Consider the following 21956-nt stretch of genomic DNA (forward strand, 5'->3'; position numbering starts at 1 on the left):
AAAAAGTCGCCTCTACTGGGCGACTTTTTTATTGATAACTATTCACGCGATCTACTTTTTTCTCACAAAGATATCTCCGTTATAGGTTTTCAACATAAACTCGGGGCCTCCCCCATTTACATCTCCTTTTACCCAATCATCGATCACCACTTTATACACGCCCGATTTTTCATCCTTCTTTTGAATCGGGCCTGACTTAACCAAGGCCACATCAAAATCTGTGAAGATATCGCCTTGATTTGTTTTCATCTTCAGCGAAGACTTCAAGGTTGAAGGAAATGTAAGATCAACATCACCATTGTATGTTGAAAACGACATGGGTGTTCCTTCCGTAACTTTATCGAAGGTAACCTTTATTTCACCATTATAAGAGGTAGCCACTACCGATCCGGAAATGTTATAGGCATAGATTTCACCATTGTAGTTACTCAGTTCAAGTTCACCTTGAATATTTTGAATGGTAAGAACACCATCATTGTACGTATGCACTTGTAGATCAATATTTGAAGGCACTTCAATTTCCAGGCTTAGCGCATTGTTCCATGATCCTGAAGAAATCTTAACAAAGTTGCTGCTCTCTGAAACTTCGAGATCCATCGTGCCACCTGATATTCGCTTCATTCCATCCTTACCTTGCTCAATTTTCTTTCCATCTTTATCAGAGGCCGAATATTTAACCAGAACATCCTTCCTTGGCGTACCCTTTATGGTAATAGAGCCTGAGTTTAAATGTGCCTTTACTTTTCCACGTTTTGCCGGATCACTAAAGGGCACTGTAAAGTCGCCTGCGTTTTGGGCCATAGACCCCATTGATAAGATTGTGCTCAGTATTATAAAAACCAGTTGCTTTTTCATTTTTGTAATTTTTAATTCTCCAATTCCTTTACATAAACATTTCCGTTGAACGTTTCGAAGTCGAGGTGAATACCCCCTGCTCCGATTTTAAACCGGTTACCGGTTAGCTTGTAACGGGTGCGATCGCTTTTTGTATCTTTTTGAACATGAACCGGTAAAGATTCCAGTTTGGCCACATTGGTGTACAAATCGCCATTAAAGCTTTCAAAACTCAGGTTGGCCGACAATCCTTTTTTAAAGTTTGCATTGATGTCGCCATTGAGGGAGTAGTAACGGCAATCCTGATCTGGGTTTTTCGTGTACGAAATATCTACATCACCGTTAATGGTATTGGCATGTGTGGCTCCGGCTATGTTTTTCAATCGTATGCTGCCATTGATATTATCAGCAACGACCACACGTTGAATATTTTCTACATCAATATCGCCATCATTAACAGTGGAAACATGCACGTTAACACCTTGTGGAACTTTTACTGTAAAGTTTACTTTGAAATCGTATCCTTCATTATCACGCCAGTTTTCGTCATCATCACAATCATTCCAATCGTAGCCCCAACCGGCATTTCGCTTTCTGTTCCAGTTATTTTTCTTTCCTTGCCCGAACGTGTTGCTTAAACCATTCAGGTAAAGGATAATCGTATCTGCCCGATCGATCACTCCTATCGTTAATTCACGCTTTCCTTTCTCCAATCGCTGTTCTGTCTTTGCCTTAATCGTTTTTTCGATCTCCACCACTATTTTACTGCCCGTATATCCGGTTACTGATACCGAACCATTGATGTTGGCAATAATCATGGTATTGCTTTGACTGACCTGTTCAAATGAAAATTCGCGCGTCAGCTTTTCGGTATGTGATTGCCCGAAGGTTATCCCGCATATCAGTATCCATAAAAGTGTTATTTGTGTTCTCATAACTCAACTCATTACTTTAATACTTTCCTCAATTCGTTTTTTTACATCACCCGGAGTGCTGTCACTTTTCAGAATTTGCTCCAGTGCCTTTACCGATGATTTTTCTTGTAGCGCAGCCATCAACTCGGCCAACGCCACCTGTACCAATGGCGAATCTTGCCTGCCGATAGATTGCACCAATTGTTCACGAACCTGATCATTGCGCACGTATAGCTTTAATGCTTCCAGTGCGGAAAGTCGTACGTTCACATTCGGATCATTGTTAAGGGTTTGAATCAATGCGTTGGTGACTTTGCTACTCACCTGGTCCATTTCCTGAGTCAAGCTAACGGCTTTCAATCTTTCGGTAGCCGATTCCTTTTCAAGCAGGGAAAGCATCATCATTTCCCTTAGTTCAAATACCTGCTCATTGAGTAAGGCAACCTGCTCATCATCCGAATCGGGTTGAAGGAAATACCCCAGGAAAAAACCAACCAGCAGAGTAACTGAGGCAAATGCCAACTTGGGTGCCAGTTGCGGCCAACTGAAAAAACTACTCCATGAAAATCCACCAGACTCCTGCTTGATTTTAGACAACATCGTGTAGAACTGATGATCCATTTCCGTTGAAGGGACTGGCATTTCCAGTTCCTCCAATTGTCTTTGTACATGCCTGAGGGAATCAAGATCATCCAACTCAATTACTCCCAGCTCAAGCAAGTGCTCAATCTGTTTTAGCTCCGATGGGTCAGCCTGACCTTCATGATACTTGACCAATAATTCATTAATCTTCTCCTTATCCATACTATACTTGCTTTTCAAGTTGTTTGTACACAGCCTTCAATTCTTGCAAGGCCCTGAAAACTTTAACTTTTACGGTACCCTCCGAACAGCCCAGTACCTCACCAATCTCCTTGTACTTCATTTCCTGGAATTTGCTGAGCAACAAAATTTCCCTTCTATCCTGTGGCAACCTTTCCATGGCCATGGCAAGCAACTGCAATTCTTCGCGTTGTTGGAGATCCGTGGTGTGGGAATCGGGTGAACCCAGCCGATCCTGCCAGTTTTCAACAGATTCAACCTTTCCAAATTTGTTCTTCCTATAGTGGTCGTTGTTCACATTACGCGCAATGTGAAACATCCACGTTCTGAAATCGCCATCCCCGCGGAATACATGGCGATACTTCAAAATGCGGAAGAACACATTCTGAACAAGGTCTTCACTTAATTCAGTGTTTTTGCTCAAGCCATAGAAGAACCCGAACAGCGGCCTTTTATAGCGCTCGAACAAAAGGCCTAGCCTGTCGAGATCACCCTCTTTAACCTTGAGCATCAAGGCATTGTCGCTGAGTGTTTCCAATCCGGATAAAGTTTTCAAGCAGGGAAACTCACGATTTCCCCGATGGTTACAGAAAGTTACAGAAAGTTTTAAGGGCAGGTTGGTGTTGGCCCGTGGGTAAAAAGTAAATACGCAACATTCACAAGAAAGACCGACTGCTACCCGTACCTTACCAACTTATAGAAAATGCATGGATGTATATTTCCTTTTAACGCTGGGCTCGTAGGCGGTATAATACTTTTCACTTATATCCTACCAATCAGCCTGTGGATTACGGCTATTTTTTCAGGAGTACGGATTGGACTCGTAGATATGGTGTTCATGCGCTTTCGAAAGGTGCCACCTGCTTTGATTGTACAATCGCTTATTCTGGCTACCAAGGCGGGCATTAAAGGAATCACCTCTAATCAGCTGGAAACCCACTATTTAGCCAAAGGCCATCTGCAGCAGGTAATCAAAGCCTTGATTGTGGCAGACAAAGCCAACCTGAACATGAATTTCAAAGAAGCTACTGCCATTGACCTGGCCGGCCGCGATGTATTACGGGCTGTGCAACTATCGGTAACTCCGTATGTAATTGCAGTACCTGCCATTATGGGTGTATCCATTGAGGGCATTCAACTGGTAGCCGTTGCGCGTGTAACGGTTCGGGCCAACATCCGGCAGTTGGTGGGTGGATCGGGTGAAGAAACCATTATTGCGCGCGTTGGACAGGGTATTATTTCGGCAATAGGTAAAGCGCCTAGTTATAAAGAAGTACTCAGCAATCCGGATAGTATCTCCAAAGAGGTGCTCGCCAATGGGCTTGATTCAGGAACCGCCTATGAAATTTTGTCGATTGACATTGCCGATATCGACATCGGTAAAAACATTGGTGCGCTGTTGCAAATTGATCAGGCCAATGCCGACCTGAATATCGCCAAAGCCAAAGCAGAAGAACGTAGGGCGATGGCCGTGGCACTGGAACAGGAAATGGTTGCCCGGGCACAGGAAGCACGCGCTAAAGTGATTATGGAAGAAGTGAAAATTCCGGCAGCCATATCAGGCGCCTTCCGTTCGCAAAAGTTTCTTAATTGATTTTACGGCATTCGATCAGCCAATCCCAGGGATAGGGATCCTTCATCCAACTGGCAGGTTTATCAAATTCTGTATTCCAATCGTACTCAATTTTTTCGATGGCGGTAACGGTGAGGCCAACCTCACGCATGAGTACATGCAACTCGGTATGCGTATAATGCTTGGTGGGCACATCGTTAATGTGTATAATCCCTTGCACCAGGTGAGGTTTATTCGCTTTGAAATAATCGAACTCATGAGCCGGAATATTTTTCAAATCAATACCTTCTTTTTTGTACATGCGTATCAACTGCCACGAGGCATGCAATACCGACTCAAGTGATGGCACAACCATAAGGGCATGACCCCCACGCTTCAACGATTTCTGAATGTTCCGAAACATGATCACATTCTTTTCCACTTCGGGTAACATGATTACGTTACAGCAAAAAGCAAAATCAGCAGGCGCGATTCTTAACCGGGGGTTTGAAAGGTCAGCATGCTTGAATATGATGTTTTTATACGGGCGTTGCTTTGCCGTTGAAAGGCACTCTTCAGAAATATCAAGTGCAAGAACTTCTTTGAACGCAGGCGCTAAATAAGGAAAGGCCTTGCCTACTCCGCAACCAAAATCGATGGCGCGGTGTTTTTTGTTGGCATGTTTTTTAAAATATCGGGGAAGTATTTTTCGCTTATCGCTTTTGAAGACATCAAATATTTCGTCTTCGTATGTAGGGGCAATGGTATTCCAATGCTTTTGTTGATCCATGTGAACTGGTTAGTGTGTACCGAACAAAGTTAAAACAATTAACGTAGCATCACGCTTTTCCCATGGGCTTCTTCATACCTTGCTGAATAAGTGATTTCAAAACGTTCAGGTCTACATCTCCAAGTCGCTTGATATACAGGCACGATTTTCCGGTTTTGTGCTTTCCCAGTTTTGCCAACAACTCCGGCTGTTGCTCCAGACCGCTCATGATGTAAAGGGTAAGCGCTTGCTTGCGCGGAGAAAAACCACATAAAAACCAATCGCCCTCACGACCGCTGGCGTATTTATAATGGTATTCGCCAAACCCAACAATACTGGTGCCCCACATTTTGGGTTCGGTCTTAGTAATCGTCTTCATCAACGCAGCAACTTTCTCACAATCTTCACGCATTTGCGTATCCTTCACCGATTGGAGAAAAGCCTTTACGCTTGAGGTGTTCTTTTTGGTTTTGAGTTCGGCCATATTGGAAAGTGTGTTATCCAAAAATAGAAAAACGACCGCTCTTCTTAAAGAAGTTACCAAACCAGATCGTGAACGTAAAACGGTTCTTACTACACCGGCACACGGGCCGTCTGATACCAAAACCGATCGATTGAACTGACCAAATCAATAAAATCATCCAATTGAATGGGCTTGGGAATGTAGGCATTGGCAAAATTCTGGTACGACTTCCGTATATCTTCCGGATTGGTTGATGTGGTCAACATGAGCACTGGTATGTGTCGCGTGGCATCATTATTTTTTGTGCGGATAAGAATTTCATGACCATTTACACCCGGCAGGTTTACGTCCAGCAAGATTAAATCGGGCGGTCTTGCATCTGTATAACGACCTTGCTTGAAAATGAAATCCAGGGCTTGCAGACCATCCGTGGCCACCGTTAATGAGTGGGGCAGATTCAACTCTTCGAATGCTTCACGCATAAGTAACACATCACCCGCATTATCTTCAACAAGTAAAATGTGTTTTCGGCCCTCACTGGCCGTTGCATTTTTCATTTGGCTTTAACTAAACGTTATACACTATTCATCTTAGAGGGCTTTGAACTACAGACCAATTCTCAATTAATCCGGTAATGTCCGCATCGTACGGCATAACAAAGCAAACCGATGTTTGTACGCGCCTGGGTTTTGGCCAGGATGTTGGCGCGGTGATTAAAAAATGTTTTTTCGCTGATTTGTAATCGTTTGCTGATTTGGGCAGGTGATAGTTCATTACAAATAAGAAGCAAAACCTGCAACTCCCGTGAGGTAAGATTGGCATCTATGTCAAGCCCTACCGTTGTGAAATTTTTTCTCATAGCGATAATAGATTTTATGATCGCAAAATGCCTGTGTTATAGCATTCGGATACGGGGGCATGGGAGTAATTCCCATAGAATTTTCAGAAAATCAGCTTAATTCAATGTAACCCCGTTGTACGGCAAAGCGCAACAGACCTACATTGGTTCTGCTGCGGGTTTTCACTAATATGTTGGTGCGGTGATTAAAAAACGTTTTCTCGCTGATTTGCAGGCGGTTACTGATTTCAGTAGGGGTTAATTCCTGGCAAATCAATAGTAAAATCTCAAGTTCACGGCTGCTAAGCCTGGAGGTGGTTTCTACACCGGAACCCGAAATATTTTTCCGCATAGCCTCCTCGACAATCTCGTTCTTGTAAAAATCCTTATCCACTATGGAATACAAAGCTCGTTCAACCTCTGCAGGTTCAACGCTTTTGCTCAAAAATCCGTGGATACCGATATCCATCAGCTTATGGATAAACACCGCCTCGGTGTGCATGGTAAGGATAAGCATTTTTACATCCGGATGATGCAAGGAAATATGGCGGGCCGCATCCATACCACTCATAACCGGCATCTCCAAATCCAGAATAACTGCATCAGGAGGTTCAGCTTCAATCAGGGCTAGCAACTCCTTTCCATTAGCGGCCTCTTTCACTTCTTTAACCCGTTGAAATGTTTTTAGCAAGCGAAGCATGCCCTTCCGCACAACCGTATGATCGTCCGCCAGGTATACCGTTAGGCTTTCACGCATCATAGTGTAAAGGTATTTCCATGGTAATATCTAATCCTGATCCGACAGTAGGGTTTCTCATTTGGAAAACAGCTTTAAGATGCTTAACGCGTTGTTCAATATTCCACATGCCAACGCCCTTTCGTGTTTCCTTCTCAGGCAAACCCTTTCCATTGTCGGTATACCGAATGTTGAGTTTGTCAAAATGCCAGTCCAACACAATCATCAATTGGGATGCTCCCGAATGTTTAAACGTGTTGGTAATTAATTCCTGAATAATCCGGAATACCAACAGGGCACGATCATCATTCCACGATTGCGTATTATGTTCCAACAATTTAATTTGAATGGGCTTTCCATCCATTTGATGACAAAGTTTTTTTAATGAACCCGAAAGACCGGTATAATGAAACGCTTCTGGAGTTAACTCCCAAGCTATTTTCCGTACAGCTTCGATGCTTTCATTAAGAATTTTTACCAACTCCTGGTGCGACTCCAGTGCCTCTGAGCCCAGCGCTGCAGATTGTTGTACCAACTGGGCATTTACCTTAGCCCCCCACAGCAACGAACCCAATGAATCATGCAAGTCTGCACCGATGCGCTTTCGCTCCTGTTCCTGACTTTCCAACTGGAGTTGGATCATTTGTCGTTCGTATCTCAACTCTTGTGCAACACGCTGCTCCTGTTCTTTTATAACTCGCTTTTGATAAAGCAAAACGAATACACCCATGAAACTCACCAGCATCAACATGACTAGTGTGCCCCAAATGATTATTTCCAAAGCATGCTCCGCTTGTAATACTTCCATAAAGCAACAGCAAAGAACAGATTTTTGATGATATTAAGTATATTATGTAAAACCCAGCCTAGTTGATGATTTTCGGGTTGATTAACAATCAAATAATTATTAAGCAAAAATAAAAACAACGTACCCGCAAAGTAAAATAATACAGCAAAAGCTACCCATAACATGGGCATATCTAAAATATTATTAATTGGCATTTCCTTAAATAGGTGATACAAATACGACAATGCCATAGCAATAATAAATAGAGCTCCGATATTCGAGGTTCTGGAATTAAAAACTTCTGGTGTTTGTAGAAAAACAAAATTTATAACAGCAAACGTAAGAAAAGTGCTAATAAATATTTTTGTCAGTGTACTTTTCTTGTCGCTTCTGAAAATTCTATACAACAATATGATTTGTACAATCAAATAAATATTTACAATAGGCCAGTTATTAATACCGGAGTCTAGAAAAAACCATAACAATCCATCTGACAATAAAGACAAACAAAGTAAACTAACCAGAAACCACTGTTCTACTTTAAGATTTGTTGGTCTTATAAATGCCACAATTAACGGTATTAAGGGAGATAAAACAGAAACATATGCTATAATTAATAAGGATTTCATTTAGGTAGTCTTAACTACCTGTGATTATAGTGAAGTTTCTGAACCTGAACAATATGTTGGGCAAGGTAACGAAGCATCTACAACAACCCCCTCCTCAGCTGTGCGACCATTTTCACCCGGAATGATATTATTTCCTTTTTCATCAACGCCTACTAAAATGATCTGTCGACCACCCTCATCATCCAGTGCATAGTACATGCGAATACCGACACAACCTTCCAGCGACAAAATTTCCTTGATAATTTCATAACCAAAAAAATGCGCCTTATTACCAGTGGTATTTTTCTCCTGGTAGTTATTCACCCATTTGCGGGCAACGGCATAATCAATGGCATCGCCTTCCAATCCCGAAAAACGGTAGTCTGTAATCAATCTTTCGCTCTCATGATTATTACGTTCTTGCGAAAGTTGCACCGGCTGCTCATCACTCATTTGTTCTTCACAGGAAACAAAAAATACAACCATTACCATGATTACCTGGAGAAATTTGCTGCGTGTTTTCATACATCTAAAATTTAAGGTTCGTCAAAGGGACCTTCCCTTTTTCTGCAGCAAAGGTTGTCAGGCAGGCAAAAGCTCTTCACCGGCATATAGGAGTAACTCCTATACATTGATTTTTTAAAAAATCATGCAAAGCACGTTTGCACGTTGAGCTGATTGTACCATCAAATAAAATATGTCAGGGATTTTGAGCGGTAGATTGACCTAAACTATATGCGAAGGCATAAAAAAGGACAGCTTGAATCGCTCAAGCTGTCCCATCAAGTGCACTCGCAGGGATTCAAACCCCGAACCTTCTGATCCGTAGTCAGATGCTCTATTCAGTTGAGCTACGAGTGCAGGCCCAAAATTGGACTGCAAATGTAAAGAATTAATTTATCCGGCAAAAAACAGTTTTTGCCACCATCAACAAAAAACCTATTTTTGAGCCTTTATTTAACCCCAGAATCCGTGATGATGAGGAAATTCGTGCTCTTTGTTTTTTTTGGTGCCTTAACACTTTTAACCTATGGGCAGGAAGCAGGCACCACCAAGGAAAAACGTAGCGGAAGACCTGATATACCGGGTACATTTTCCATTGATTTTGGCCTGAATTTTCCAATGGGTGACAGCGCGGCTTTCGAAACCGCGGCTTTTGGCTCACGAACCTTGAATGTCTACTATCAACTTGACAAGCGCATAGGCCAGACCAAATTCAGCGTGCACCCAGGCCTGGGTTTTGGATTTGAGCGCTATAAATTCAACAATAACAGAACACTGGGTTATGTGGCAGGCCCGAACGGTCCATTTGATGAGCTGCAGATGATCGAGATCACTTCGGCTTATCCGAATATTTCGGGTATCAAAAAATCACAACTGATTACCAACTACCTGGATGCGATCGTGGAATTCCGGTTTAGCACCAACCCTAACGATCCGGCCCGTAGCTTCAAAGTGTCGGCAGGTTTCAAAGCCGGTATACTGATCGACTCCTTTACGAAGTTGAAACTCAATGAAGATGGCGAAACCAAGAAGTTCAAGAACAAGCAGGACTTCAATTTGAATCCGTTTCGATATGGAGCCACCTTACGCATTGGTGCAGGTAACTTCGGAGTATTTGGTTACTACAGCCTGTCTCCCATCTTCCGCGATAAGGAAGGACCGAACCAGGCGGAGTTAACAAACTTTACGGTCGGACTTACCTTGGCTGGCTTTTAAACTTTATTTACCCGTAAAATTTGGTTTGCGCTTTTCCAGAAAGGCCGTAACACCTTCTTTGTAATCGTGCGAGCTGCCAGCAATTTCCTGGCAATAAGCTTCATACTCCAACATCTCGTCAAGTGAAGCGGAAGTTGACTTATTCAACATCTTTTTGATGATGCCGATGGATTTGGTAGGGGCTGCTGCATAGTAGTCGGTATACACCTTTACGGCTTCATCCAACTGATCAGCCGGTACCGCTTTGTTGATCAACCCGATGGCTTGCGCTTCCGTTGCCTTTACACGAGAACCCATCGAACACATTTCAAATGCTTTTACACTGCCAACGGTACGAGGCAAGAAGTAGGATGATCCGGAATCAGGCACCAGACCTATATTAATGAATACTTCAATAAACGTTGCTTCTTCTGCCGCCACAATAACATCGCAGGCTAAGGCAAGTGAACATCCGGCACCAGCCGCTACGCCATTCACACGACCTATGATCGGCTTAGGCAATTCGCGCATGGCACGAATAATCGGATTGTAGCGCTTGTGTAACGATTGAAGAAACGATCGCTTCTGATCGCCCGAGGCAGCCTTCAAATCCTGGCCGGAACAAAAAGCCTTACCTTCACCAGTAAGCACCCCTACGCGAACCTGTTCATCGCGGGATACGGTCTTCAACGCATCCTGAAGTTCAAATGTAATTTCATCGTTTAAGGCATTGTAAACCTCCGGACGGTTCAAAGTAATGGTGGCAACACCATTGGCAACAGTATACTTCAAAAACTGAAATGAGGCACTCATAAATTTTATCGTTTTAATCAGAACAACAGTAACATACCAAAAAAGCCAATGGAAAAGCCTGCCACGGCACCAACCAATACTTCGCGCGGTGTGTGTGCATTAAGCTGCAGCCTTGCCGACATCACCAAACCAGCCAGCACCAAAGCAACCAACGTAACCACGAATATGGCGTAATCATCTATTACTTTATTAAGAGGCAATAGAATTCCGATAACACCCCAAATGCCCACACTGTGAATGCTGGCTTTGTAGAAGAAAGTTATGAGCAAAGAGAATATTACCAGACTATCTATAATAACTAATAAATTAAATAAGTTATCTCCTAATCGAAATCCATTTCGTTGGAACAAAAGCCACGTAAAAAAAAGATATAATACAGTTATGAAAATGAAAGGCTTTATCCGTTCTTCCCTATCCTCCATTGTCATAGACTTAATAACTCCAAAAGCACGAAAAAAGCCAATATTAACAACTGGCAACAAGAAGGTGATCAAAAACAAAAGCGCAAGAAACCATATCCTGGAGGAAGGCGTAATCGGGTACATGGAAGCTGGAAATAGAAAAGCCAGCAACGTAAACAAATAGGTAGCCATCAACAACGGATGCAAAAGAACGGAAATGACCTTGGCCGCTGAATTCACCTTTCTACAACTCTTTACGTAAACGGGCCACTGGTATATTCAATTGCTCGCGGTACTTGGCTACCGTTCTGCGGGCAATGTTATAACCTTTTTCATTTAATATTTTTTCCAGCTTGTCATCCGACAAAGGTTTGCCTTTGTCTTCCGCGTCAATAATATCCTGAATGATTTTCTTTACTTCACGGCTACTCACTTCTTCACCCGTATCCGTGCTAATGCCTTCAGAGAAAAAGTACTTCAACGGATAAATTCCGAAATCCGTTTGTACATACTTACTGCTGGCCACACGCGATACCGTTGAAATATCCATGTTGATCATCTGCGCAATGTCTTTCAAAATCATGGGCTTGAGTTTAGTCTCATCACCTTCCAGAAAGAAATCATATTGAAAATCAACAATGGCCTTCATGGTTTTCAACAAGGTTTGCTGACGCTGTTTAATAGCATCAATAAACCATTTGGCGGCATCCAGCTTTTGCTTGACAAACGTTACCGCCTCTTTCAGTTTCTTATCTTTCTTATCGCCTTTGTCGTACGCCTTAAACATCTCCGTGTATGAACGACTGATGCGCAGTTCAGGCGCGTTACGTGAGTTCAGGGCCAACTCAATCTTTCCGTTATTGTTGCTGAGGATATAATCCGGAATAACCACCTGGTTTTTTATCATACCGGATGAACTGCCGCTACCCGGTTTGGGGTTGAGGCGCACGATCAACTCTACGGCATCGCGCACAAACTCCTCATCTTCGGTTCCTAACTTCTTCTGGATTTTCTGATAATGCTTCTTGGTAAATTCATCAAAGCACTCGGTGAGAATCTGTTTGGCAACCGCCACGTCAATATCATGCCCGTTATCCATCCGCTCCAGTTGCAGCAACAAACACTCTTGCAGGTTACGTGCTGCAATTCCCGGTGGGTCAAACGACTGAATTCTTTTCAGAATCTTCTCAACTTCTTCGAGCGTAGTTTCAATGCCTTGGGAAAATGCCAGGTCGTTCACAATGGCTTCCAATTCCCTCCGGATGTATCCGTCCGCCTCAATACTTCCGATCAATTGTTTTCCGATGGCCTCTTCATGATCGCTCAGACCCAGGTACCCTAACTGGGTCATCAGTTGTTCATGCAACGAAGTACCCATCGGGATGGGCATTTCACGGTCGTCATCATCATCGCCCCCGCCATCGCCTTGCGTCTTGTAACTGCTGTACTCGTCATCGCGCAGATAGTCGGTAATGTCTACCTCCTCTTCGCTGCCCGATGTTTCCTGGTAATCATCGTCATTTTCCGTGCGCTCCTCCTGCTGGTTGTCGTCCCCCCCCTCTTCCAAAGCCGGGTTTATTTCCAGTTCTTCCTCAATCCGGCTTTCCAGCTCGGCTGTGGGCACCTGAAGCAGCTTGATGAACTGAATCTGCTGTGGCGACAGCTTTTGTTGTAACGATTGGTTTAACCCTAGTTTCTGCATGCACGTTTTCGATTTCCCGATGTCAATTCATCTGTCACAAATTTATCAATTCGGCCTGTACCTTAAAATTTAATATGCGCCCCCATCCCCGTACAGAACAATCCGGAACCCTTTTGATAAAACTTACAAATTGTCGTTTTTTGCGCCTCATTCCATTTGAGTTATGAAGCGCACCAAGATAAAAGAACTGCTTACTGTGGAGCCTAAGGGCCAATCCGTTACTGTAAAGGGCTGGGTACGTACCTTCCGTAACAATCAGTTCATTTCCCTGAACGATGGATCAACCATCCAAAACCTTCAGGCAGTGGTTGCGCTAAACTCCCAGGCTGAGGGCACACTAAAGCGCATCACTACAGGAGCATGCCTTTCTGTTACCGGAGAACTCGTTCCCTCTCCTGCAAAAGGTCAGCCGGTGGAACTAAAGGTACAGGCACTTGAAATTTTGGGTGACAGCGACCCGGAGAAATATCCGCTTCAGCCCAAGAAACACTCGCTTGAGTTTTTACGTGAGATTGCGCATTTGCGAGCACGTACCAACACCTTTGGAGCCGTGATGCGTGTGCGTCATGCCATGGCTTTTGCTGTTCACAAATTCTTTAACGATCGCGGATTCTTTTATATCCATACGCCCATTATTACGGGCTCAGATGCGGAAGGTGCAGGTGCCATGTTCCGTGTTACTACGCTCGACATGAACAAACCGCCACGCGATGAACAAGGACATATTGATGTGAAAGAAGATTTTTTCGGACGGGAGACGAACCTGACCGTATCGGGCCAACTGGAAGTTGAAACCTATGCGCTTGCCTTATCGGAGACCTATACGTTCGGCCCGACTTTTCGTGCGGAAAATTCAAACACCACTCGTCACCTGGCCGAGTTCTGGATGATTGAACCAGAGATGGCTTTCTACGACATCCACGATAACATGGAACTGGCAGAAGCCTTTTTGAAATACCTGTGCCAGTACGCGCTGGATAATTGCGCAGAAGATCTGGAATTTCTGGATAAGCGCGCGAAAGAAGAAGAACAATCGAAACCACAAGATCAACGCAGCGAACTCGGGTTGATTGACCGCCTGAAATTTGTGGTGAATAATGAATTTCAAAAACTTTCGTACACAGAAGCATTTGATATTCTAAGAAACTCCAATCCAAACAAAAAGAAAAAATTCCAATACCTGATTGAAAACTGGGGTGTTGACTTACAATCGGAACACGAACGTTACCTGGTTGAAAAGCATTTTAAAAAACCGGTTATCCTGTACAACTATCCCGCGGCTATCAAGGCATTTTACATGCGCCAGAATGAAGACGGAAAAACGGTGGCGGCTATGGATGTGCTCTTCCCAGGCATTGGCGAAATTATTGGCGGCTCACAACGTGAGGAACGTTATGATAACTTATTGAAGCGTGTACAAGAACTCGGCTTGCCTGAAAAAGAGTTGTGGTGGTACCTGGAGCTCCGCAAATTTGGTTCTGCACCACACAGTGGATTTGGCCTTGGTTTCGAGCGCTTGATTTTATTCGTTACGGGAATGACTAACATCCGCGATGTGATCCCTTTCCCGCGTTTCCCGGGCAATGCTGAATTTTAATCGTTCATCCCTTGCTTTTAAAAGCAAGTAAAGGCGCGCTGTTCAGAAAACTCAGTTGTTTTGTTACACTGGGCTTAAACAGCTTTTCGAAGAAACTGTGTTTGTGTGGGAACATCGTGAGTACATCTACTTTCAACTTCTTTACATAGTTACTGATGACGACCGGAGTATCTTCATTAACCAACACACGAACCAACACATTCTTGTACCCAGACTTTATCACAACTTTATCAATCTTGCTCTCCGCAACTGTTGCTGCTTTTTTATCGGGTGCTACATGAATGATATGAATCAAGGGCTTTACTTTGCTCACAATCGAAAGCAAGGCTTTAAACTCGCCTGACGTATTTAATAAATCTGTAGCATACACAACCGATCTGAACTTTTTGAATACGCTGCCTGAAGGAATCGCAAGCACCGGTACATTACTGGCCTCCAGCAAAGAAGCTGTGTTACTTCCCATCACCACCTTCTTCAAACCTGATGCCCCGTGGGTTCCCATGATGACTAAATTAGCTTTATGCTTTTTGGCAAATCTTGCTACGGCATCAACAAAAGAAGATCCTAACTCAATGGCGTGTTTTATCGGCTTGCCGCCTTTATTCAACTTATTAGCCTCAGCTAAAACAGATTCAAAGTCCTCTTCTGCCATTTTCACCAGTTCATCAATCAGCGAGCTAAGCCGCAGGCGCATGCTAGAGGCATGTTGCGCAGTATCAATAACATGAAGCAGCGTTACTTTTCCGTTCATTTTTTTGGCCATATCTATGGCGTAGCGCATGGCTACTTTAGATAAATCAGAAAAATCGGTGGGAACAAGAATGTTCAACATAACTGAAATTTTTTAGTACTGAAATTTGCAGAAAAACAGCGAATTCACCTAACTAAATATGGCGAACAAAGCCTGATTTATGTCAGTGGTGCAAGTGCGGTAATTAACTTAGGCTTAACATTAACGGGACAAGCAAAAAAAATCCTCCCTGGTGTTCAGGGAGGACTGGAGTTCTATTAAGAGGATCGCGTTAACGGTTGCCCATTTTTTCCATTTCCTTGTCGAAGGTCTCCTTAAACTTTTCATAGTCGTAGTCGATCTTCAGGCGCTCGTCCTTCGAAAGGTTTTCATTGTACTTTTGTACAATATCGCTGGCAGAAAGCTCAATGGCAACATAGGTTCTGTAACCACCCTGGCTGGTTTGCACCTGCTTTTCGCAGATCATTTTAACACCTGATAAGGTTTGGTTTACAATCGTTCTGTTCAACTGCTCAAAGCGTTCTTCCAAATCTTCTTTGTTGTTAAACTCTCGTGAGTTCACGTAGTTGTCGGTTACGGTTTTAACAGTTGACTCGATGGATGCAGCCAATTCTGCACGGGCATTATCCATTGCCTTTTTCTTGGATACCACCAGGTCAGAACTTTCGCCCAACGAATTGGCACGGAAGTAATTCTTGTTGGTGAAATAATCCGGGCCCGAGCAAGGAATGCTTACTTCAGTTTCACCCTTCGGTAATTTTTCTTTCCCCTTACAGCCAACCATCAACGCACCAGCGAGGGCAAACAATATAAGGGTTGAGTACGATAACTTTTTCATATTAATCAATTTTTGGTTTCAGGTATAGTGCTTACAATTTTAAGACCAATTTAAGTAAAGCCCCTTAATTTATTGTAAAACGGTGTTTAATAGTTCCGTCATGCGCTCTTTTTCAAGGGTTTCAATGGCCTTGTTATAGGCGTCCTGGCTCGACCGGTCGTAATCCAGGCCATATCCCTTTATGCGATCAAGTGTGGTGGCATAGATAACCCGCCCCTCTTTTGCTTCCGTAACCCGAATAACTCCAGTAAGGAACGTGATGTAAATGCTTCCGGAGATAGAACCTTTTTCAGAATCGGATGTAACCTCCATCAGCAGGTCGGCCGATTGACTGCTGGTTGAAAACTCAAAGCCGGCATTGGTCAACAGGTTTTTAAGTCGATTTGAAATCTGACTGCTGTTCTTTAAAATACCCAACGACTTTTCATACGAAGTAAGGTACACCACCGGACGCTGAACTTTCAGAATTGTTTTTGCTGTGGGTGCATTTAAGGTTGAAGCTATCAAATTATAAACCGGAGATCCAGATGTTCCGCTGATGGCATCCAGGTTTAGTTTTACCCCCACGGTTTGCTCCAGATCACGTGAAGCAATTTTGCTGATTAAAATTTTTGACTGGCCATTTTCATCCGTGATGTAGTCTGGAAAAACCTCACCTTCGCCCTTTTCGAACGCTGCAACCAGTGGAAAATTCACCGCTGGTTGATTAGTATCCGTGTACACGGCCTGAACCATTACAGGCTGCGCATTCAGGTTTAGCCTCCTGTTAATAACCATCTCGGCAGGCTCAACCTGAAGTTTAATTTTATCTAACAAGGCCTTTATGGAAGCGTATATTTCGTTTGTAAGCAAAACTTCACGGTCATCAATTTTAGCCGGAATGGCCTCACCCAGGTATTTCTCAACACTTCGGAATGCCTGAAAATAAAATCCGATTGCCTGCAGGCGTGACCCTTCCTTTTCCGCTTTACGCGCCTTGTTAACAAAATCCGTTGCCAGAATTACGGCATTGCGCTTTTGTTCTTCTTTTATTTGCCTGTAACGCTCCTTTGACAAGCGATAATAAACCCAGTAGTTTCGCTCGTCTTCGTATGCTCCGGCCTGTTCAAACTCTTCAATCTCATCCGCTACTTCGGTTTGAATGATTTGTTCATATTGCTCACGAAACTCTTTACGATCCTGTTCAAAAACACTCAAAATTGATGTGCTTGAAACCGTCACTTTTATTTGCGAAACCAGATCATCCAACGCGCTTTTCTTAGCTGCCTGCACATAGTTGTTGGTACCATCTTTTGCGCTGTGCCCTACCCCGGTATAGTAGCGTGGTTCATTCAATTGGCCGGTAAGCCAATCCGGGCGTGGGTCGACCGGCTGAACTTTAGGGCTACAGGCAGACAGTATTAAAACCAGGTATAGAAATATGCGCTTCACGAAATTTTTGGTCAGTTAAATGCGTTACAGTAATGCTACTTCTGTGCCAATTTTGCATGGATTGAACAAATCTAATCCAAATTCATTATAGTATTGGCCACAGATATTTTAAATTGGGGGTAAAATTATTGATCAAAATGAGAAAGTTAGCAGCGTTGGTATTGGGATTGGCCATCTTCGGATGCCAGGAAAGTGAGCAGCCGGTAGGCGAATTTACGGGCAATGAAGTTACGTATGCCCTGCAAGCCGGATCGGTCTACGTTGTTAGCGGGGTGGCCACGATTAAAGAAAAGAAGGACGGTAGCGCACAAGTTGTGATTAATCTTACGGGAACAGAGGGAACCGCTCAATTGCCCGTGCACGTGCATCTTGGTAATATCAGCGAAGCGGATGCAGATGTTGCAGCATTGTTGAATCCAATTAATGCTGCCAATGGTAAGAGTGAAACCATTGTTAAACAATTAGCCGATGAGACGCCCGTCACCTATGCCGAGCTGGTGGATATAAATGCCTGCATCAAAATTCATTTAGCAGAAACCGGCCCGGAAAGGGATATAATTCTTGCAGCTGGAAATATTGGCAAAGCTGCGTTGGATGCTGCCAGCGGCAGAGCCAGCATTGGTGTGTGCAAGAGCAATTGAGTTTGAAGATGCCGCCCCTACAGGGCTCGAAAGCTTTAATTTATTCCGTTCTTATAAGATGTCGTCCCTCCGGGGCTTTTAGTTCTCAAAAACAAAGGTCAGCCCTTTGATAAATCCTGGAATCGCTGCGTCAATATGTCCAAAGTTTGTAAACTCAGCGGCCTTTAATTTAAGTCCATGGTAATTCTTCCCTTGAATTTGCTTTTCAAATGATTCAAGAATCCCCTTTGATTCTTCGTCAGCCATGTCTTCTGTACCCATGCTTATGTATAGTTTCAATTCAGCCGATCTGTTCATGAGCTTCTCTTCCATATCAAATATGAACCTGTGGTTATAATGTAAACTAGGGCTGGCTGAAACTATATTCCTTATGGTAAACGAATTATCTTCTATCGATTTTAGTCCATAGAATAACGTAAAATACCCGGCAAGTGAGTGCCCGCATATAACTGACTTGTCAATATCAATCTTATTCTCTCTTGTAAGTTTAGGGATTAGTTCCTCATCAATAAATCTTTTGAAATTTTCGGCTCCGCCACTTAAATCCATTTCATATTCCGGAATTGCTGTTGGATACGTATAATTTCTTGACCTTAGCGAATCCATCGTTTGAAAGTCTTTATATCCGATTCCAACAATTATTGATTTTGGTATTAGTCCGATAAATGTATTGAACTTCATTTCCGAAACCACTGACTCAAAGAATGCATTACCGTCAAGAATTATTACTAGAGGATACTTTTTACCTGATTCGTTTGAATATCCCTTTGGCAAGGACTTAAAAATCTTGAAAGTATCGCCAACATGGTTTGAGTAGAGATTCTCTGCCGTTGCGCGGGAATAATAGTCTGAAAATTCAGTAAGAGGCTTTTCAGCGTATCCAGTTGTTCCTTTCTCATTTTGCCCGCATGACCAAAATAAGATGAGTGCTGTTCCCAGTACGATTAGTTTTTTTATCATAAACGTATGATGCTTTGAAAGCGCTAATAGTTGAAATCAAAATCCGTCCAAAACAAAAAACCCCGAATAAATCGGGGCTTTGCTATGTATCATTCGTTCAATCTTATTCTCCTCCTCCTACTTGCCATTCATACGAACTCGCCATCGATGAATAATATTCGCGGTTCATTCGGGCAATGTTTGTTACGCTGATGCCTTTCGGACACTCGGCTTCGCAGGCTTTGGTATTGGTGCATGACCCGAAACCTTCAGCATCCATTTGGGCTACCATGCGCTCCACGCGTTCCTTTCGTTCAGGCTTACCTTGTGGTAACAACGCAAATTGCGAAACCTTAGCGCTCACAAACAACATAGCCGATGCATTTTTACAAGCGGCCACGCAGGCACCGCAACCAATACACGTTGCCGCATCGAATGCCTCATCCGCAATCTTTTTTGGGATGGGAATTTCATTTGCATCCGGAACACCACCGGTATTCACGGAAACATAACCACCTGCTTGTTGTATACGATCAAACGCTGAACGATCAACCACCAGATCCTTAATTACCGGAAATGATTTTGCACGCCACGGTTCAATGGTAATGGTTTCCCCATCTTTAAAACTGCGCATGTGCAGCTGACAGGTCGTGGTTTGCAACGGACCATGCGGCCTGCCGTTGATGTAGAGCGAGCACATGCCGCAAATGCCTTCCCGGCAATCATGATCAAAATGAACAGGCTCCTCACCTTTCTTAATCAGGTCAGTATTCAGTACATCCAACATCTCCAAAAACGACATGTCCGGAGAGGCGTGATCAAGTTGATAAGTCTTGAATCCTCCTTTGTCAGATGTATTTTTCTGACGCCATATCTTCAGCGTTACTTTCATGTTACTTATAGCTACGTTGAGTAAGTTTTACATTTTCAAAAACAAGCGATTCCTTGTGCAATACTTCAGGTTGATTATCACCCTTATATTCCCAAGCCGACACATACGCATACTGATCATCGTTGCGCTTTGCTTCACCATCTTCAGTGGCTGACTCTTCACGGAAATGGCCTCCACAAGATTCGGCACGGCTCAACGCATCGTCAACCATCAATTCGCCCAGCTCAATAAAGTCGGCTACACGATTAGCTTTCTCTAGCTCCATATTCAATTCATTGGCGCCTCCCAGAATTTTTACATTCTTCCAAAACTCTTCTTTAATGCCTTGAATTTTTTGTTTCGCTGTTTTCAGTCCCGATTCGTTGCGCGACATGCCGCAGTATTCCCACATGGTTAAACCAAGCTCGCGGTGAAACTCATCTACGGTTTTGGTTCCTTTAACATTCACCAATGTATGGAGCCTGCTGGTTGCTTGGTCCATGGCTTCTTTGAACTCAGCACGGTCGGTGCTCACTTTTTCGTAAGGCATACCGGCCAGATAATCACCTATGGTATATGGAATAACAAAATAACCATCGGCCAAACCTTGCATCAATGCACTCGCACCCAGGCGGTTCGCTCCGTGATCGGAGAAATTGGCTTCGCCCAACGCATACAAGCCCGGCACGGTTGTCATTAAATTATAATCAACCCAAAGTCCGCCCATGGTATAATGAACGGCCGGGAAGATCATCATCGGCACTTCGTATGGGTTATCGCCTGTTATCTGTTGATACATATCAAACAGGTTACCATATTTTGCTTCGATTGTTTTCTTGCCGTCACGTTTTATCGCATCGGAAAAATCCAGGAAAACAGCAAGACCTGTTGAACCCACACCACGACCTTCATCGCACACATATTTTGCATTGCGTGAAGCCACATCGCGGGGAACAAGATTACCGAAAGAAGGATATCTCCTTTCCAGGAAATAATCGCGTTCTGATTCAGGAATGCTTACTGCATCTTTCGCCTTCAATCCAGGGCGTGCAGTTTTTGGCACCCACACCCGACCATCGTTACGTAACGATTCAGACATCAGCGTAAGCTTCGATTGGTGATCACCTGATACCGGTATACACGTTGGGTGAATTTGGGTATAGCACGGATTACCAAACAGCGCTCCTTTTTTATGGGCGCGCCAGGCAGCCGTTACGTTTGATCCTTTTGCGTTGGTAGACAAATAGAACACGTTTCCGTATCCACCGGTACATAACAATACTGCATGTGCACTGTGTGCTTCAATTTTTCCGGTTACCAGGTCACGCGTGATGATACCGCGCGCTTTACCATCCACCACAACCACATCCAGCATTTCAGTGCGGTTGTACATTTTCACTTTGCCATTGGCGATCTGGCGGTTCATGGCTGAGTATGCACCTAGCAACAATTGCTGGCCGGTTTGACCGCGTGCATAGAACGTACGCGATACCTGTGCGCCACCGAATGAACGGTTTGCCAGCAATCCACCATACTCACGGGCAAAAGGAACTCCTTGTGCCACACATTGGTCGATGATGTTCACACTGACCTCGGCCAGGCGATACACGTTACCTTCGCGGGCACGGTAGTCGCCACCTTTTATGGTATCATAAAACAGACGATAAATGCTATCGCCATCATTTTGATAATTTTTTGCTGCGTTTATTCCACCCTGGGCGGCAATACTGTGTGCCCTGCGCGGACTATCCTGAAAGCAAAATGCTTTTACGTTGTATCCAAGTTCAGCGAGTGATGCGGCTGCAGAAGCTCCGGCTAAACCGGTACCCACCACAATCACATCATATTTTCTTTTGTTGGCCGGGTTAACCAGCTTAAGGTTAAACTTGTGCTTCGTCCATTTTTCAGCAAGCGGTCCTTCCGGAATTTTTGAATCTAACTTCATATAGCA

25 protein-coding genes and 1 tRNA gene are annotated in these 21956 nt (G+C 43.7%); 4 read left to right on the forward strand and 22 right to left on the reverse strand.

The window, feature by feature from the left end:
- Positions 1–51: 51 nt before the first annotated feature.
- The 4 genes from QY309_12295 to QY309_12310 are packed head-to-tail and all read right to left on the reverse strand — an operon-like array spanning position 52 to position 3126.
- Positions 52–855, reverse strand: coding sequence for a DUF4097 family beta strand repeat-containing protein (locus QY309_12295; protein WKZ58646.1), 804 nt, complete (start codon positions 853–855; stop codon positions 52–54).
- Positions 856–866: 11 nt separating this feature from the next.
- Positions 867–1769 carry a hypothetical protein gene (locus tag QY309_12300; GenBank protein ID WKZ58647.1) on the reverse strand — a complete coding sequence of 301 codons (903 nt, stop codon included), beginning with the start codon at positions 1767–1769 and terminating at the stop codon, positions 867–869.
- Positions 1770–1772: 3 nt separating this feature from the next.
- Positions 1773–2552: a HEAT repeat domain-containing protein gene (locus QY309_12305; protein WKZ58648.1), complete on the reverse strand. Its 780-nt coding sequence runs from the start codon at positions 2550–2552 to the stop codon at positions 1773–1775.
- A gap of 1 nt (position 2553) precedes the next feature.
- Entirely contained in the window at positions 2554–3126 is a 573-nt protein-coding gene (locus tag QY309_12310; GenBank protein WKZ58649.1) for an RNA polymerase sigma factor, read from the reverse strand.
- 147 nt (positions 3127–3273) lie between these two features.
- Between QY309_12310 and floA the strand changes: the two genes are divergently transcribed.
- Positions 3274–4164 carry a flotillin-like protein FloA gene (gene floA / locus QY309_12315; protein WKZ58650.1) on the forward strand — a complete coding sequence of 297 codons (891 nt, stop codon included), beginning with the start codon at positions 3274–3276 and terminating at the stop codon, positions 4162–4164.
- On the opposite strand, the gene QY309_12320 is transcribed toward floA, so the two are convergent.
- From QY309_12320 to QY309_12360, 9 genes are all read right to left on the reverse strand, one after another.
- Positions 4157–4912: a class I SAM-dependent methyltransferase gene (locus QY309_12320; protein ID WKZ58651.1), complete on the reverse strand. Its 756-nt coding sequence runs from the start codon at positions 4910–4912 to the stop codon at positions 4157–4159. The two genes, floA and QY309_12320, sit on opposite strands and share 8 nt — an antisense overlap.
- Positions 4913–4961: 49 nt before the next feature.
- A complete protein-coding gene (locus tag QY309_12325) occupies positions 4962–5375 on the reverse strand; it encodes a DUF1801 domain-containing protein (protein ID WKZ58652.1) in 414 nt (137 codons plus the stop codon).
- Between the two features lie 89 nt (positions 5376–5464).
- Positions 5465–5911, reverse strand: coding sequence for a response regulator (locus QY309_12330; GenBank protein WKZ58653.1), 447 nt, complete (start codon positions 5909–5911; stop codon positions 5465–5467).
- 62 nt (positions 5912–5973) lie between these two features.
- Positions 5974–6213: a LuxR C-terminal-related transcriptional regulator gene (locus tag QY309_12335; GenBank protein ID WKZ58654.1), complete on the reverse strand. Its 240-nt coding sequence runs from the start codon at positions 6211–6213 to the stop codon at positions 5974–5976.
- 91 nt (positions 6214–6304) lie between these two features.
- Positions 6305–6952, reverse strand: coding sequence for a response regulator transcription factor (locus tag QY309_12340; protein WKZ58655.1), 648 nt, complete (start codon positions 6950–6952; stop codon positions 6305–6307).
- On the reverse strand, positions 6942–7736 hold the full coding sequence (locus QY309_12345) for a histidine kinase (protein WKZ58656.1): 795 nt from the start codon (positions 7734–7736) through the stop codon (positions 6942–6944). The genes QY309_12340 and QY309_12345 overlap by 11 nt, the downstream gene beginning before the upstream one ends.
- Positions 7700–8344: a hypothetical protein gene (locus QY309_12350; GenBank protein ID WKZ58657.1), complete on the reverse strand. Its 645-nt coding sequence runs from the start codon at positions 8342–8344 to the stop codon at positions 7700–7702. The genes QY309_12345 and QY309_12350 overlap by 37 nt, the downstream gene beginning before the upstream one ends.
- Before the next feature lie 24 nt (positions 8345–8368).
- On the reverse strand, positions 8369–8848 hold the full coding sequence (locus QY309_12355) for a hypothetical protein (GenBank protein WKZ58658.1): 480 nt from the start codon (positions 8846–8848) through the stop codon (positions 8369–8371).
- A 262-nt stretch (positions 8849–9110) separates the two neighbouring features.
- Positions 9111–9184: transfer RNA gene (locus QY309_12360), tRNA-Arg, on the reverse strand.
- Positions 9185–9298: 114 nt separating this feature from the next.
- On the opposite strand from QY309_12360, the gene QY309_12365 reads away from it, so the two are divergent.
- Positions 9299–10042, forward strand: a complete 744-nt coding sequence (locus QY309_12365) for an outer membrane beta-barrel protein (GenBank protein WKZ58659.1) — start codon at positions 9299–9301, stop codon at positions 10040–10042.
- 3 nt (positions 10043–10045) lie between these two features.
- On the opposite strand, the gene QY309_12370 is transcribed toward QY309_12365, so the two are convergent.
- Genes QY309_12370 through rpoN form a run of 3 tightly spaced genes read right to left on the reverse strand, consistent with a single transcriptional unit; the run spans position 10046 to position 12937 of the window.
- Complete coding sequence (locus tag QY309_12370; protein ID WKZ58660.1) at positions 10046–10834, reverse strand: enoyl-CoA hydratase-related protein; 789 nt, start codon at positions 10832–10834, stop codon at positions 10046–10048.
- Positions 10835–10851: 17 nt separating this feature from the next.
- Complete coding sequence (locus QY309_12375) at positions 10852–11475, reverse strand: hypothetical protein (GenBank protein WKZ58661.1); 624 nt, start codon at positions 11473–11475, stop codon at positions 10852–10854.
- A 4-nt stretch (positions 11476–11479) separates the two neighbouring features.
- Positions 11480–12937 carry an RNA polymerase factor sigma-54 gene (gene rpoN / locus QY309_12380; GenBank protein WKZ58662.1) on the reverse strand — a complete coding sequence of 486 codons (1458 nt, stop codon included), beginning with the start codon at positions 12935–12937 and terminating at the stop codon, positions 11480–11482.
- Between the two features lie 163 nt (positions 12938–13100).
- Here rpoN and asnS point away from each other — a divergent pair, with 163 nt between their 5' ends.
- Positions 13101–14534: an asparagine--tRNA ligase gene (asnS, locus tag QY309_12385; protein ID WKZ58663.1), complete on the forward strand. Its 1434-nt coding sequence runs from the start codon at positions 13101–13103 to the stop codon at positions 14532–14534.
- A gap of 4 nt (positions 14535–14538) precedes the next feature.
- Here the strand turns inward: asnS and QY309_12390 are convergent, their stop codons facing one another.
- From QY309_12390 to QY309_12400, 3 genes are all read right to left on the reverse strand, one after another.
- Positions 14539–15366: a universal stress protein gene (locus tag QY309_12390; protein WKZ58664.1), complete on the reverse strand. Its 828-nt coding sequence runs from the start codon at positions 15364–15366 to the stop codon at positions 14539–14541.
- A gap of 190 nt (positions 15367–15556) precedes the next feature.
- Entirely contained in the window at positions 15557–16123 is a 567-nt protein-coding gene (locus QY309_12395) for a hypothetical protein (protein ID WKZ58665.1), read from the reverse strand.
- A 69-nt stretch (positions 16124–16192) separates the two neighbouring features.
- The gene (locus QY309_12400) at positions 16193–17554 is read right to left on the reverse strand and encodes an LPP20 family lipoprotein (GenBank protein ID WKZ58666.1); all 1362 of its coding nucleotides are present in this window, start codon (positions 17552–17554) and stop codon (positions 16193–16195) included.
- Between the two features lie 137 nt (positions 17555–17691).
- Here QY309_12400 and QY309_12405 point away from each other — a divergent pair, with 137 nt between their 5' ends.
- A complete protein-coding gene (locus QY309_12405; GenBank protein WKZ58667.1) occupies positions 17692–18195 on the forward strand; it encodes a hypothetical protein in 504 nt (167 codons plus the stop codon).
- Positions 18196–18273: 78 nt separating this feature from the next.
- Here the strand turns inward: QY309_12405 and QY309_12410 are convergent, their stop codons facing one another.
- The 3 genes from QY309_12410 to QY309_12420 all read right to left on the reverse strand — a co-directional run bounded on the left by QY309_12410 (position 18274) and on the right by QY309_12420 (position 21950).
- Entirely contained in the window at positions 18274–19155 is an 882-nt protein-coding gene (locus QY309_12410) for an alpha/beta hydrolase-fold protein (GenBank protein WKZ58668.1), read from the reverse strand.
- 103 nt (positions 19156–19258) lie between these two features.
- Positions 19259–20026: a succinate dehydrogenase/fumarate reductase iron-sulfur subunit gene (locus QY309_12415; protein WKZ58669.1), complete on the reverse strand. Its 768-nt coding sequence runs from the start codon at positions 20024–20026 to the stop codon at positions 19259–19261.
- A gap of 1 nt (position 20027) precedes the next feature.
- A complete protein-coding gene (locus QY309_12420; protein ID WKZ58670.1) occupies positions 20028–21950 on the reverse strand; it encodes a fumarate reductase/succinate dehydrogenase flavoprotein subunit in 1923 nt (640 codons plus the stop codon).
- Positions 21951–21956 lie beyond the last annotated feature (6 nt).

The sequence above is a fragment of the Cyclobacteriaceae bacterium genome, assembly GCA_030584025.1.
Classification (GTDB): domain Bacteria; phylum Bacteroidota; class Bacteroidia; order Cytophagales; family Cyclobacteriaceae; genus UBA2336.

What these genes read in the sequence shown, in the direction of transcription:
- QY309_12320 (WKZ58651.1), bottom strand. Translation starts at nt 4,912, where the DNA reads ATGGATCAACAAAAGCATTGGAATACCATTGCCCCTACATACGAAGAC.
- QY309_12390 (WKZ58664.1), bottom strand. Translation starts at nt 15,366, where the DNA reads ATGTTGAACATTCTTGTTCCCACCGATTTTTCTGATTTATCTAAAGTA.
- asnS (WKZ58663.1), top strand. Translation starts at nt 13,101, where the DNA reads ATGAAGCGCACCAAGATAAAAGAACTGCTTACTGTGGAGCCTAAGGGC.
- QY309_12370 (WKZ58660.1), bottom strand. Translation starts at nt 10,834, where the DNA reads ATGAGTGCCTCATTTCAGTTTTTGAAGTATACTGTTGCCAATGGTGTT.
- QY309_12395 (WKZ58665.1), bottom strand. Translation starts at nt 16,123, where the DNA reads ATGAAAAAGTTATCGTACTCAACCCTTATATTGTTTGCCCTCGCTGGT.
- QY309_12350 (WKZ58657.1), bottom strand. Translation starts at nt 8,344, where the DNA reads ATGAAATCCTTATTAATTATAGCATATGTTTCTGTTTTATCTCCCTTA.
- QY309_12355 (WKZ58658.1), bottom strand. Translation starts at nt 8,848, where the DNA reads ATGAAAACACGCAGCAAATTTCTCCAGGTAATCATGGTAATGGTTGTA.
- QY309_12410 (WKZ58668.1), bottom strand. Translation starts at nt 19,155, where the DNA reads ATGATAAAAAAACTAATCGTACTGGGAACAGCACTCATCTTATTTTGG.
- QY309_12345 (WKZ58656.1), bottom strand. Translation starts at nt 7,736, where the DNA reads ATGGAAGTATTACAAGCGGAGCATGCTTTGGAAATAATCATTTGGGGC.
- QY309_12415 (WKZ58669.1), bottom strand. Translation starts at nt 20,026, where the DNA reads ATGAAAGTAACGCTGAAGATATGGCGTCAGAAAAATACATCTGACAAA.
- floA (WKZ58650.1), top strand. Translation starts at nt 3,274, where the DNA reads ATGCATGGATGTATATTTCCTTTTAACGCTGGGCTCGTAGGCGGTATA.
- rpoN (WKZ58662.1), bottom strand. Translation starts at nt 12,937, where the DNA reads ATGCAGAAACTAGGGTTAAACCAATCGTTACAACAAAAGCTGTCGCCA.
- QY309_12405 (WKZ58667.1), top strand. Translation starts at nt 17,692, where the DNA reads ATGAGAAAGTTAGCAGCGTTGGTATTGGGATTGGCCATCTTCGGATGC.
- QY309_12330 (WKZ58653.1), bottom strand. Translation starts at nt 5,911, where the DNA reads ATGAAAAATGCAACGGCCAGTGAGGGCCGAAAACACATTTTACTTGTT.
- QY309_12420 (WKZ58670.1), bottom strand. Translation starts at nt 21,950, where the DNA reads ATGAAGTTAGATTCAAAAATTCCGGAAGGACCGCTTGCTGAAAAATGG.
- QY309_12365 (WKZ58659.1), top strand. Translation starts at nt 9,299, where the DNA reads ATGATGAGGAAATTCGTGCTCTTTGTTTTTTTTGGTGCCTTAACACTT.
- QY309_12325 (WKZ58652.1), bottom strand. Translation starts at nt 5,375, where the DNA reads ATGGCCGAACTCAAAACCAAAAAGAACACCTCAAGCGTAAAGGCTTTT.
- QY309_12340 (WKZ58655.1), bottom strand. Translation starts at nt 6,952, where the DNA reads ATGATGCGTGAAAGCCTAACGGTATACCTGGCGGACGATCATACGGTT.
- QY309_12295 (WKZ58646.1), bottom strand. Translation starts at nt 855, where the DNA reads ATGAAAAAGCAACTGGTTTTTATAATACTGAGCACAATCTTATCAATG.
- QY309_12335 (WKZ58654.1), bottom strand. Translation starts at nt 6,213, where the DNA reads ATGAGAAAAAATTTCACAACGGTAGGGCTTGACATAGATGCCAATCTT.
- QY309_12305 (WKZ58648.1), bottom strand. Translation starts at nt 2,552, where the DNA reads ATGGATAAGGAGAAGATTAATGAATTATTGGTCAAGTATCATGAAGGT.
- QY309_12300 (WKZ58647.1), bottom strand. Translation starts at nt 1,769, where the DNA reads ATGAGAACACAAATAACACTTTTATGGATACTGATATGCGGGATAACC.